This window comes from Paenibacillus ilasis (genome assembly GCF_043195395.1).
Classification (GTDB): Bacteria; Bacillota; Bacilli; order Paenibacillales; family Paenibacillaceae; genus Paenibacillus_AQ; species Paenibacillus_AQ lautus.
Map to the genome: position 1 here is coordinate 839,281 of NZ_JBHDJG010000001.1, position 11,775 is coordinate 851,055.

Below are 11,775 nucleotides of genomic sequence, written 5' to 3' on the forward strand. Positions count from 1 at the left end.
TGTCCTCGATCAAAGGGGGAGGCTAGAACTTACCTCGGGTAATACGAATATCCCGGATATTTCACGACAGGCCACTTTTCCTTGCGCAAAGCATCGGTGACTTCGGTTCCGACTCTCAGGTTATCCTGGACCAGGTCCCGAGGGGTCAAGGCCATCCATTGATTCAAGGAAACATCCTCGAACCGGTCGCTTCTGAACATTTCCAGAAACCATAAGGATTCGGTGCCCGTGTTCTGTATGTAGTGGCCGAAGGCAAAGGGGACATATCCCACATCACCGGCTCTGTAATCAAAGGTCCGCGCCGATCCATTGCCGGCAAACACGGTCATGCGTCCTTGTCCGGCCAGGTAATACTGCCATTCATCCTGATTGGGATGCCAATGAAGCTCCCTCATGGCGCCCGGTTTGATCTCAACGAGCGCGGCTGCAACGGTTTTGGAGATCGGAAAATTGCTGGAATCCACGATTCTTACGCTTCCGCCAGGGGTTATGATCGGTTCTTGCGCCAGCAGCCGGTGCTTGAAACTCAGCGGCACTGTTCCGTAAGGGGATTGGACCTCCTGGCTTTCAAGCGAACCTGGCACCTGATCCTGAAAAATATAAACCTGTTCCTTCGGGATAAGGTCAAAAGCGTTCTCCGGAACGCCGAAGTTGGCGGACAGCACATCCTTGGGCGTATGGGCAAACCAGTCGGAGATCGATAAGGTGTTCAGGTCCGAGAAGTGGCCGTCGTCAAAAACCAGCAGGAATTCACAGCCTTCCTCGAGTCCCTGGATCGAGTGGGGGAGACCGGCAGGAAAATACCACAGATCGCCGGGCCCCACATCCGCGATGAAATTTCTACCGCTTGCATCCATTGCCGTAATTCTTGCACTGCCCCAGATCATATAGGCCCACTCGGCCTGCTGATGCCAATGAAGCTCCCGAACGCCGCCGGGCGTGAGGCTCATATTGACGCCCGCCAACGTGGTAGCAATCGGCAGGTCCCGTACGGTAATCTCCCGCGACCAGCCGCCATGATTCAACTGCATATGCGTGTCGGAGAACGACATTTTCAGATTGGGCATCAAGCCCGCATCCGTGGCCGGTGGCACAAGCATGTCGGGATTCTCGATATCCCTCATCACATCCCGAGGGCCATAGTCCGGCCCGCCTGCTCCGTCGCTGCGTATCGGCTGTGGTATGCGGTCATGAGTTCCTCTGTTCCGGTTCTGATCCTCCATCAATCTGCATCTCCCTCCATATGGTTTTTACGTAACCTATCCGGTTAAACTGCTATCCATTAAGTTTATGAGCCAGCGCTTGGCTAATATGTTGAGGAATGCGAGGTCATTCCATGGCGGGTTTCGCAATGACATATCTCACTTCAAATCGATAAGACAGTTGACATTTGAAAGCGCTGCACATACAATAAGTCTCAAATAGATCTATGATAGATCTATCATAGATTCAGGAGGGACACGCATGAACCACAATGAGCTGCTGCTTGCTTTCTATGGCGATGATTTCACGGGCTCGACGGATGCGATGGAGGCGCTGGCCCGAAGCGGTTACCGCACGGTGCTGTTTTTGGAAGCTCCTTCGCTTGATCGGCTTAAGAAGTTTGTAGGCCTGCGCTGCATAGGGGTAGCGGGTACCAGCAGAGCCAAATCCCCGGAGGATATGGAGACCGAGCTCCGGCCGGTGTTTGAGAAGCTGTCCATGAGCGGTGCGCCGCTCGTTCACTATAAGACATGCTCCACCTTCGATTCTTCACCGGAGGTTGGCAGTATCGGCCGCGCAATCGGGGTGGCAAGAAACTATTTTCCCGATCAGGTTACGGTTCCGCTGCTGGTCGGAGCCCCCCGCTTAGGACGCTATACGCTGTTCGGCCAGCATTTTGCGAAAATGCAGGATACGGTGTACCGCTTGGACCGGCATCCCGTCATGTCGCAGCATCCTTCCACGCCGATGCATGAGGCGGATCTGCGTCTTCATCTGGCGGCGCAGACGGCCGATACGATTTCTTTGATGGATATTGTCGAATTGGATGGAGACCAGGATGCGGTTCTTGGCCGTTATCGTGATAAACTGGGAGAGAAGCCGGGAATTCTGCTGTTCGATGCGCTGGATGAGGACAGGCTCAAGCGTTGCGGGCAGCTGATTCAGGACAAGCCGGAAGGGGCGGGGGCATTCGTTGTCGGTTCGTCCGGCGTCGAATACGCCTTGGCCGCCCATTGGGATGAGCTTGGACTTGCTTCCCCTTCGCTGGAGGATAGCACGGCCAAAGCGCCGGTCCGGCCTACCGATACGATTCTGGTGGTGTCCGGGAGTGCCTCGCCGGTCAGTCGGCTTCAGATTGAGCGGGCGATAGCTGCAGGGTTCCGCGGCATTCGCATTACGCCAGACGTGATCGAGGATACCCATGATACTGCCCAGTCGGAACTTGTTCAGCAAGCTGTAGACATTCTCGCCGAGGGACAAAGCGTGGTGCTCTATACGGCGCTTGGCCCGGAGGATGAAGCGATCGGTGAGACGCGAACGCGGCTGAAGGCCATGGGACTGATCGGAGCCGAAGCGGGCGAGTTTATCGGCAGAAGCCTCGGGAAGTTAACGAAGCGGGTCATGGATCAAGCCAGGCTCCGCCGGATTGTCGTCGCTGGAGGAGATACCTCCGGTTTTGTCACCAGCGAAATGGGCGCCTACGGGCTGGAGATGATATGGGACGTGTCCCCCGGGGCTCCGCTGTGCAGGGTATATTCGGATGACGCCGGCCTTGACGGTCTGGAATTAGCCCTCAAGGGCGGGCAGCTGGGATCGCCGGATTATTTTATCAAAGTACGGGATGCCGGATTCCCTGAACCGGATCAATAGCACGGGATCAATAGCCAAGATAGGAGAATCAACGAATGATGATGGATAAAAGCAAAGGGACCACTTCTTCTCTTCTGTTAAAAGACGTGGCCTACAATGAAATCAAGGAAAGCATTCTGAACGAGAAGTTTGAGCCGGGACGATTCTTGTCCGAGCGGGAATTGATTGAGCTGCTGGGGATGAGCAAGACGCCGATTAAAGCAGCGTTGACGCGGCTGGAAGCTGAGGGCTTTGTCACGGTCTCCTCGAAGCAGGGCATTATCATCAATGATTTATCCGTGAACCGGATCGTGGATATCTACGATCTTCGGATCGCGCTGGAGACGTTCAACTGCCAGCAGGTCGAATCCAGACTGACGCCGGAGCAGGAGCAGGAGCTGGAGAGCAATTTAGCCGAAACTGCCGATATCGTCAGCCGGCTCGACGTCAAGAATTTCGCCCAGGCCGACCATGATTTCCACCTGATCATATGCGAGTGCACGGGCAATCAGGAAATCCACCGGGTGCTGCTGAACTACCATGATCATCTTCAGCGAATCACCCGGCGGCATCTGCGGAAGGATCCGCACCGGATGGAGAAGTTCCTGGAGGATCACTGGAAGATCTATGAAGCCTTGAAAACCGGCAAGGAGAGCAGCGCCGACGTGATGCGCAAGCATCTGCAGGAATCAAAGCAAGCGCTATTTATATAACAGAGAGATACGGGATCACACCGCGATTTTGAATTACATCAAGGGGGAGAGACAATGAAGGCTGTATATGTGGAGGATGCGTACAAAGTTGTCGTTAAAGACGTGGACATACCGGAGATCGGGGCAGGTGAGGTGCTGATCCAGGTAAAAGCAGCCGGCATTTGCGGCTCGGATATTCATACCTACAAAGGACTGCACCTGTTTCGGAAGCCGCCTGTCATTATCGGCCACGAAGTGTCCGGCGAAATCGTGAAGGTGGGCAAGGACGTCACATCCTTCCGGATCGGCGATCGGGTAACCGTGGAGCCCCAGGTCGGCTGCGGCAAATGCGATTACTGCCTGACGGGTAGAACGAATTACTGCGCGGAGCGGGGAGCACCGGGCCTGAAGGGCTGGTACGGTTCGATGGCGGAGTATTTTGCGGCGCCGGAAGCATGCGTCTTCAAACTGCCGGATCAGCTGGACCATGAGCTGGGCGTGCTGGTTGAGCCCTTCGCGGTAGGGGTCCATGCGGTACGCAAAGCCGGGATCGAAGTCGGAGACAAGGTCGCCATTCTCGGTGCCGGACCGATCGGGCTGCTCGCCATGACGGCTGCGAAGGCTGCCGGCGCTACAACGCTCATGGTGACGGACGTCATGGATTATGCGCTTGAATCGGCGAAGGAGATGGGGGCTACTCACACCTTAAACATCCGCGGCAAGGAACGTTGGACCGAGGAAGCCAAGTCGGAAATCGATGGCGAATTTGATAAGGTGCTGATTGCAGCCGGGGTTCCCGGGATCGTGGATGATGCCCTTGCCTTGCTTCGCAAAGGCGGCCGCTGCGTAACGATAGCGATGTTCCATGGCACGCAAACCTTCGATATCGTGAATCTGCAGCAAACCGAGAAGGAAATCGTGGGCTGCATGACGTATACGCGCGAGGATACCATATCGGCCATCGATTTATTAGCCAGCGGAGCGGTGGACGTCAAAGCCGTCATATCCCACCGACTGTCTTATGAAGATGCAGCGGAAGGGTTCCGCCTGGTAGACAAGAAGGAAGATTCGTCCCTGAAGGTCATCGTCACCTTTTCATAATCAACATTTCCCCGCAGCTTCTGCTTCTAGCGGCGGAGGCTGCAGGAACTTCATATCAGATTGGGGGAACGACAAATGTGGAAAAGACTCGCAGTTGTCATGGTGGCTGCACTGCTCATTGTAAGCGCTTTATTTATGACGAAGCCGAATACGGATGAGGGCCCGATGAAGCTGAGGCTCGGTCATATTACGGGCGAATCCGATCCGTGGCATCTGGGCGCGCTCAAATTTGCGGAATTGGTGAAGGAAAAAACGGGCGGCGAGATCGAGGTAGAGGTGTATGCCAGCTCGATGCTCGGGAATGACCGTGACCTGATCGAAGGGATGCAGATCGGATCGGTGGATTTTGCGCTGCCGGCGGGCGTGTTATCGAATTTCTACAGTCCTTATGCCATCTTGGAGCTGCCGTATTTGTTCCGGGACAAGCAGCATTTGGAGAATGTGCTCTATGGGGATGTCGGCGATGAACTGAAGCAGAGCTTGCTCGACAATGCCGAGGTCCGCGGTCTGGAGTTCTGGATGAGAACCCCGCGCGAGCTGACCGCCAACAAGAAGATTGAAACGCCAAGCGATCTGCGCGGTTTGAAAATCCGCGTGCCGGAAATTCCGGCTTCCATTGCGGCTTGGGAAGCGATGGGCGCGACGCCGACGCCGATGGCCTTTGGCGAAGTCTATTCATCGCTGCAAACCGGGGTTATTGACGCGCAGGAGAATCCGGTTGCTTTTACGGCCAGCTCCAAGATTCAGGAAGTGCAGAAATATATGATGATGACCGATCATGTATACGGTTACGTGATGCTCGCGATGAGCGAAGTGACGTATCAACGCTTGAATGAGTCTCAGCGGCAGGCTATTGAAGAAGCGGCCAAGGAAGCGACGGAATACGAGAATCAGCTGGTCTTTGAACAAGAAGAGCAGATCATCAATGAGCTTAAGGAATTCGGTACGGAGTTTGTGGAAGTGGATAAGGGACCGTTCGAGGCGGCAGCCAAATCGGTGCATGAACGCTTTGCCAACATGTACGGAAGAGAGCTGTACGACAAAATCATCAACACGCCATAACTATTTTTTCTTCAAGAGGGGGGATAAGCCATGCGGCAGACATTAAAAGCGATCGATACGCTCAACAAACTCGTGGGCATCGCAGTGGCCATGATCCTGGGTGTCATGTCCATCCTGATTATCATGCAGATTATATACCGGATTGTCGGATATCCGCTTCACTGGTCCGAAGAGCTTGCCAGATACTTGATGGTTTACCTTGTATTCCTGGGTTCCTCGCTGGCGCTGCGCCATCATCGGCTGGTAGCGATCGAGCTGCTGCCGGAGCTGGTGAGTGAAGTCAACCGAAAGGTGATTCGAATCACCGTCATGGCGATATGCATCGTGTTTTTCGTTCTTTTGCTGGTCCAGGGCATCGATATTCTGGGCCGGGTCTCCGTACAATCGTCAGCAGCGATGGGGCTTAGCATGTCGGTTCCTTATGCAGCTATTCCGATTGGAGCGGTGCTGCTCATCATGAATGCGGTAGCGGTCATTCTGGAAACGATCGTTTCCGATACCATACCGCCAGCGAAGGAGGAAGGATTATAATGCCTATCGTACTATTCGGATGTCTGATCCTTTTCTTCGCCATCAGTGTCCCAATTGCCGTATCGATGGGGATGGCGTCGGCGGTAGCGATCTGGTGGGAAGGCGGCACGCCGCTCCTTGTACTCGTACAGCGCTCGTTCACGTCAACGGATTCATTCCCGCTCATGGCGATTCCGTTCTTCGTGTTCGCGGGTACCTTGATGGAATTTGGCGGGATTTCAAGACGACTGGTGAACCTGGCGAATGCGCTTACAGGCCATTTGCCTGGCGGACTCGGACTTGTAACGATTGTAACCTCGATGTTTTTTGCCGCTATATCGGGTTCTTCCGCCGCGGCAACCGCGGCGCTGGGCAGTATCCTGATTCCGGCCATGATCTCCCGGGGGTATCACAAGAACTTTACGGGTGCCCTTCAAGCGACGTCCGGTGAGTTGGGGGTTATCATTCCGCCGAGCATTCCGTTGATTCTATACGGGGTAGCTGCCGAAACTTCCATCGGCGATCTGTTTATGGCGGGTCTCATTCCGGGAATTATGATTGGTTTATCGCTTATGATTGCCGTTTATATTATTGCGAAACGAAAAGGCTATGCTCGCGAGAAGAGAAAGACGCCGACAGAAGTATGGCAGGCCTTTAAGGAATCCTTCTGGGCCGTCCTGATGCCGATCATTATTCTTGGCGGAATTTACGGCGGTATCTTTACGCCGACCGAGGCTGCCGGCGTTGCCGTAGCGTACGCATTCATTGTCGGCGTATTCGTATATAAAGAGATTAAATTCTCCAAGCTGATTAACATTCTGACGCAATCCACGATAACAACATCCGTGATCATGTTCATCATTGCAAGCGCCGGGTTGTTCAGCTGGATCATGACGCGTGAAGGAATTCCGCAGGCGGTTGCAGGTTTCTTCGTGAACATATCCGATAATCCGATTGTGTTCCTGCTGCTGGTCAACGTGTTCCTGCTCATCGTGGGCATGTTCATGGAATCCAATGCGTCGATCATCATCCTGGCCCCTCTGCTGGCGCCGGTAGCAGCTGAATTCGGGATTGACCCGACGCATTTCGGTATCATTATGATCGTCAACCTGGCAATCGGGATGTGCACGCCGCCGCTCGGCATCAATCTGTTCATATCGGCCCAGATCGCGAAGATCCGACTGGATCAGATCACAAAGGGGATGGTGCCGTTCTATATTGTGTTGATCATTGACCTGTTGCTGATCACGTATCTTCCGCAATTGTCGATGTTCCTGCCGAACTTGTTAGGCGGTAAATAGCAGTACGGGTCGAGCTCGTCAAATGAGTGGTTAAATTTGAAGTAGAATAAACGCTGAAATACAGGAGGCAGATATCATGGCTAGCGCGGAAACGATTAGAAAAGAACTGCAGCATACCGGCAAATATATGATGCAATATGACCTCGCGTGGGGTAATGCGGGGAATATCTCCGCCAGAACGGAAGGGGACCGTTATGTGGTTACGGCCAGCGGGACTTTCCTTGGCGAACTGGAAGAATCGGACCTGATCGAATGTGATCTGTCCGGAAATGTATATGGAGCAGAGGGGCGCAAACCGTCCAAAGAAACACCGATGCATCGGGCGATTTACGAGAGCCGTCCGGAGATCGGCGCAGTGCTCCATGCTTCTCCGTTCTATACAACACTTATTGCCTGCTCCGATCTGGAGCTCCCGTCCAACATGTTCGTAGAGACCATGTATTATCTGGAGCGAATCGAACGGGTGCCTTATTATCATCCGGGCAGTGACGCGCTGGGCGAGGGCGTTCAGGATAAGGCCAAGCTCGCCAATGTGCTGCTGCTGGAGAACCATGGCGTGGTTGTGTACGATACGACCATTCGCGAAGCGCGGATGGCCCTGCAAACGTTGGAAGTGGCCAGCCGGATGCTGATTACGTCGATGAGCGCCAAGGTGGGTATTCAGGGTCTTGGTCCGGAGACGGAGCGGGAATTCCTGGAGAAGGCAGGTTATAAGCCTAGGCGCGATTGGAGCTTGTAGGATTCGCGAAAGAGTGAGAAGAAGCATGCTTCCGGATGAAGAAGTCCGGAAGCATTTTTTTATTGTCGGAACATGGAAGGAATGCTCTACATGTCTTGGCGGAAAGGTGCAATACGTTTTCCAAGCGTGAGACCCGTCCATACCAGCACCAGGGTGATCGGCAGGGCGATGATGGTTCCGAGGGCGAGTGAAGTCATATTGATGATGTCTGCATGAAGCAGGCGATAGAGCGCATATATCCCGTACGGAATTTCAAGGATGGCGGCAGTAATGACACCCGGGGTGTATGCCCACAGGGCGATCGATGCTCCCACGTGTTTCACGCCATCCAGCAGGAACACCGTAACAAAGCCCGCGAACAGCGCATTGAATGGGCTGCTGCTTTCGAAGTTAAGAGCTGTAAAGGCCGTTACGCTTGTGAGAATGAAGCCGATCAGCAGGACGGCAAATGTGAATTGCAGGGTAATGTGTTTATCCCATGGAATGGAAACAGGCGAGAATGGGGAGACCCTGGGGTTATTCTTGTTCTTCCTTAGCCACCATTCCATCGTGGCGATCTCTTCTCCATCGTGAATGAAAAATACAACCGGCAGCAGCCACAACATCATGGCGAAACTCCAATCTGGCATGATGGACAGCATGATCCTCATTTCTCCCTTCCATCTAACAATATTAGCGATACGGATATAAATTGAGTAAACACTCAAATTCAGTGGACAAAAGAAGCTGATGCAGAGAGGATCTTTCTGTTCTGCGATCAGCTTTTCTATTCGATCCTTCCTGAGATGAACATCGCGACTTAGGATTCTTCATTAAAACCGTGCATCAGCAGCCGGACGAGCTCGCGAATATAGGATTCGTCCCCGAGCGGGAGCGCTTCCTGCCCGAAACGGGAATGGAGCATGCAATAGACCAGGATGGAGGAGGTCTGCATCATCATCGCAACCTGAATCGTTTGTTCCGGTTGATCCTTCGATCCCGCCGCCTGTTTGAGTATGCTGCTGCCTGTGGTCCCAAAACCTTCGATCAGCCGGGACACCTCATTGGATACCTCGGCATCCCTTATGAGTTCAGGTGACCAAATGAGCATCAGATAATCCATGTTCGTCCTGAGGAACCCGAGGTACGCTAAGCCGTATTGAAACAGGGCTTCCTCCGCAGGAAGCTTCGACAGTTCACCCGCATCCTCTTGAAGCTGCGCAACAAAGGAAAAATTGTTCACGAGGTAGAGCAGCAGCTTCCGCTTATCTCCGAAGTGGTAGAAGATTAGCCCTTCGGCAACGCCGCTTTCAGAAGCAATCTCTTTGGTTGTCGTCGCATGAAATCCCTGCTGCGAGAACAGCTTCAGAGCGGCGTTCAATATCCGTTCCTTCTTGGCATTTCGTTTGCTTGTTGTAGGCATAGGCAGATGGCTTCCTTTTTTGATTACATGATGAATTTAATTTACTGAGTGTTTACTCAAGAGTATAATCGATTCCCAGGTATTGTCAACCCTCGAAATATCAAGGCATGGAATGTTCTAAATTTTCATTGTTATTGATAATAATGAAGGGAGGATTTGTATAAAGCATGCTGCCTATGTGATGGAGAAGAGGAGAATCACATCAATTGCTTGCCTGTTTTTCGGCATGCAGTTTATGTGTTTTTTTTGTTCTCTTTTTTACGAATCCTCGCGTCTTCTCGAATGGCAGAGCGAAATTTTCGAAGAAAGGGGAATGTCGGTTGTCTAATAATGAAAGCGTTTTACACAGCAAGAAACCTAAAAGCGCAGCGATAAGAAAAAGGCTCTAGGGTGAGCATGCTTTAGCCTATGGATTTCTGGCACCCTCCATCATCTTGTTTATGATGTTCCTGTTCTACCCGATGCTGAAATCGGTTTATCTCAGCATGACGATAACGGATCCGCGGGGTCAGGTTGTTGAATTTGTATGGTTGGAGAATTTTATCCGGCTTCTATCAACCGAATCATTCTATAAGAATCTAGGCGTAACGCTGATGTTTATTGTGTTTACCGTGCCCACCTCCCTGATATGGTCACTGTTTCTTGCCGCCATTACCCACAACAAGCTGCGAGGGATGAAGGTGTTTCAGTTTGTCTTCTCATTGCCGATTGTCATTTCCGTCGGGACCGGCTCGATTATATGGTTCCTGCTGTTTCATCCTACGGCGGGCATGCTGAACTATTTTCTAAGCCTCGTTCATCTCGGGCCGATCCCTTGGTTAACCGATCCTTCCTGGGCTCTGATCTCGATCTCGATCATGACGATCTGGATGAACATGGGGTTTCTGTTTATTGTGCTGTCCAGCGGTTTACAGGGAGTTCCGGAGGAAATATACGAGAGCGCTAAAATGGACGGCTCCGGGCCGATCCGGACCTTTATCCAAATCGTGCTGCCGCTGCTGTCACCCACGATTTTCTTTGCTTTGATTGTATCGGTTATCGGTGCATTTCAAGCATTCGGACAAATTCACATCCTGACCAAGGGTGGCCCGATCAACTCCACCAATGTCATGGTTTACTCCATTTATCAGGATGCCTTCGTCAATTTCCGGTTTAGCATCGGCAGCGCACAGGCACTGATCCTGTTTGCGATTATTCTGCTCCTTACGCTGCTGCAGTTTAAAGTTCTGGAAAAGAAGGTGCATTACCAATGACCCTGCGCGGAATCACGTCCCTGTTCACCTATCTGCTGCTCATCCTCCTGTCTTTGATTGTGTTATATCCGCTCATCTTTACGGTGTTCTCATCCTTTATGACCGAGAAGGAGGTCGCTAATTTTCCACCGCCGCTCTTCCCGTCGAGCTTTTATCTGGGCAATTTTACGGAGGCCATCTCCGGCTTTCCGATTATTCGCTTTATTCTGAACAGCTTCATCGTCTCGTCGGCCATCATGATCAGTCAGGTCATTACATCGAGTCTGGCCGCATATGCGTTTGCATTTCTGAATTTTAAGGGCAAGACACTGCTGTTCGGACTTTTCTTGTCAACGATGATGATTCCTTGGGAAGTCACGATTATTCCCAATTATCTGACTATTAAGGATTGGGGCTGGATGGACAGCTACCAGGGATTGATTGTGCCGTTTATGGCAGGGGCTTTTGGCGTGTTTTTGCTGCGCCAGTTTTTTCTGCAGCTCCCGCGTGAGCTGTTTGATGCGGCGAAAATCGACGGGTGCGGTCATATCCTCAGTTATCTGTCCATGGTGCTGCCGTTGTCCCGGTCTTCCATTGCTACCTTGGCGGTGTATACCTTTCTGACGCACTGGAATCACTTCTTGTGGCCGCTTTTGATCACGAACCAGGCCTCGATGCGAACCGTGCAGATCGGGGTGGCTATGCTGCAGCATGCTGAGGTGATGTCATGGAACCTGATTCTGGCCGGCGTGACCATAGTGCTGATCCCTTCCTTTGTGCTGCTGGCATTTGGCGTTAAACAATTGGTGCGAGGAATTACCGCTGGTGCGTTGAAAGGTTAGTGCGGTGGTTGGCCTGTCATAGGCAGGTTTATCATAGGAAACATTTTACGAACGAAAGGGGA

General features: G+C 52.4%; 11 protein-coding genes and 1 pseudogene. 9 read left to right on the forward strand and 3 right to left on the reverse strand.

The window, feature by feature from the left end; genetic code table 11:
• Positions 1 to 29: 29 nt before the first annotated feature.
• Positions 30 to 1,223 (reverse strand): oxalate decarboxylase family bicupin, encoded by a 1,194-nt coding sequence (locus ACETK5_RS04095; protein ID WP_394054337.1) that lies wholly within the window; start codon positions 1,221 to 1,223, stop codon positions 30 to 32.
• 241 nt (positions 1,224 to 1,464) lie between these two features.
• Here ACETK5_RS04095 and ACETK5_RS04100 point away from each other — a divergent pair, with 241 nt between their 5' ends.
• The 7 genes from ACETK5_RS04100 to ACETK5_RS04130 all read left to right on the forward strand — a co-directional run bounded on the left by ACETK5_RS04100 (position 1,465) and on the right by ACETK5_RS04130 (position 8,237).
• Positions 1,465 to 2,853 (forward strand): four-carbon acid sugar kinase family protein, encoded by a 1,389-nt coding sequence (locus ACETK5_RS04100; protein WP_394054338.1) that lies wholly within the window; start codon positions 1,465 to 1,467, stop codon positions 2,851 to 2,853.
• 35 nt (positions 2,854 to 2,888) lie between these two features.
• Positions 2,889 to 3,545 carry a GntR family transcriptional regulator gene (locus tag ACETK5_RS04105; protein ID WP_100538586.1) on the forward strand — a complete coding sequence of 219 codons (657 nt, stop codon included), beginning with the start codon at positions 2,889 to 2,891 and terminating at the stop codon, positions 3,543 to 3,545.
• A 54-nt stretch (positions 3,546 to 3,599) separates the two neighbouring features.
• Complete coding sequence (locus ACETK5_RS04110; protein WP_127591653.1) at positions 3,600 to 4,625, forward strand: zinc-dependent alcohol dehydrogenase; 1,026 nt, start codon at positions 3,600 to 3,602, stop codon at positions 4,623 to 4,625.
• 75 nt (positions 4,626 to 4,700) lie between these two features.
• Positions 4,701 to 5,687 (forward strand): TRAP transporter substrate-binding protein, encoded by a 987-nt coding sequence (locus tag ACETK5_RS04115; protein WP_100538584.1) that lies wholly within the window; start codon positions 4,701 to 4,703, stop codon positions 5,685 to 5,687.
• Positions 5,688 to 5,717: 30 nt separating this feature from the next.
• Positions 5,718 to 6,218 (forward strand): TRAP transporter small permease, encoded by a 501-nt coding sequence (locus tag ACETK5_RS04120; RefSeq protein WP_100538583.1) that lies wholly within the window; start codon positions 5,718 to 5,720, stop codon positions 6,216 to 6,218.
• Positions 6,218 to 7,498, forward strand: coding sequence for a TRAP transporter large permease (locus ACETK5_RS04125; RefSeq protein ID WP_100538582.1), 1,281 nt, complete (start codon positions 6,218 to 6,220; stop codon positions 7,496 to 7,498). The genes ACETK5_RS04120 and ACETK5_RS04125 overlap by 1 nt, the downstream gene beginning before the upstream one ends.
• Before the next feature lie 76 nt (positions 7,499 to 7,574).
• On the forward strand, positions 7,575 to 8,237 hold the full coding sequence (locus ACETK5_RS04130; RefSeq protein ID WP_394054339.1) for a class II aldolase/adducin family protein: 663 nt from the start codon (positions 7,575 to 7,577) through the stop codon (positions 8,235 to 8,237).
• A gap of 86 nt (positions 8,238 to 8,323) precedes the next feature.
• On the opposite strand, the gene ACETK5_RS04135 is transcribed toward ACETK5_RS04130, so the two are convergent.
• On the reverse strand, positions 8,324 to 8,878 hold the full coding sequence (locus tag ACETK5_RS04135) for an HXXEE domain-containing protein (protein ID WP_394054340.1): 555 nt from the start codon (positions 8,876 to 8,878) through the stop codon (positions 8,324 to 8,326).
• Positions 8,879 to 9,036: 158 nt separating this feature from the next.
• Positions 9,037 to 9,639 carry a TetR/AcrR family transcriptional regulator gene (locus tag ACETK5_RS04140; protein WP_394054341.1) on the reverse strand — a complete coding sequence of 201 codons (603 nt, stop codon included), beginning with the start codon at positions 9,637 to 9,639 and terminating at the stop codon, positions 9,037 to 9,039.
• Positions 9,640 to 10,031: 392 nt separating this feature from the next.
• Between ACETK5_RS04140 and ACETK5_RS04145 the strand changes: the two are divergent.
• Positions 10,032 to 10,892: pseudogene (locus ACETK5_RS04145) on the forward strand (carbohydrate ABC transporter permease); the annotation flags it as partial.
• Entirely contained in the window at positions 10,889 to 11,713 is an 825-nt protein-coding gene (locus tag ACETK5_RS04150; protein ID WP_326114682.1) for a carbohydrate ABC transporter permease, read from the forward strand. The pseudogene ACETK5_RS04145 and the gene ACETK5_RS04150, both read left to right, overlap by 4 nt.
• Positions 11,714 to 11,775 lie beyond the last annotated feature (62 nt).

Coding starts and splice junctions, on each gene's coding strand:
- ACETK5_RS04100 (WP_394054338.1), top strand. CDS start 1,465: ATGAACCACAATGAGCTGCTGCTTGCTTTCTATGGCGATGATTTCACG.
- ACETK5_RS04110 (WP_127591653.1), top strand. CDS start 3,600: ATGAAGGCTGTATATGTGGAGGATGCGTACAAAGTTGTCGTTAAAGAC.
- ACETK5_RS04130 (WP_394054339.1), top strand. CDS start 7,575: ATGGCTAGCGCGGAAACGATTAGAAAAGAACTGCAGCATACCGGCAAA.
- ACETK5_RS04150 (WP_326114682.1), top strand. CDS start 10,889: ATGACCCTGCGCGGAATCACGTCCCTGTTCACCTATCTGCTGCTCATC.
- ACETK5_RS04120 (WP_100538583.1), top strand. CDS start 5,718: ATGCGGCAGACATTAAAAGCGATCGATACGCTCAACAAACTCGTGGGC.
- ACETK5_RS04095 (WP_394054337.1), bottom strand. CDS start 1,223: ATGGAGGATCAGAACCGGAACAGAGGAACTCATGACCGCATACCACAG.
- ACETK5_RS04140 (WP_394054341.1), bottom strand. CDS start 9,639: ATGCCTACAACAAGCAAACGAAATGCCAAGAAGGAACGGATATTGAAC.
- ACETK5_RS04105 (WP_100538586.1), top strand. CDS start 2,889: ATGATGATGGATAAAAGCAAAGGGACCACTTCTTCTCTTCTGTTAAAA.
- ACETK5_RS04125 (WP_100538582.1), top strand. CDS start 6,218: ATGCCTATCGTACTATTCGGATGTCTGATCCTTTTCTTCGCCATCAGT.
- ACETK5_RS04135 (WP_394054340.1), bottom strand. CDS start 8,878: ATGCTGTCCATCATGCCAGATTGGAGTTTCGCCATGATGTTGTGGCTG.
- ACETK5_RS04115 (WP_100538584.1), top strand. CDS start 4,701: ATGTGGAAAAGACTCGCAGTTGTCATGGTGGCTGCACTGCTCATTGTA.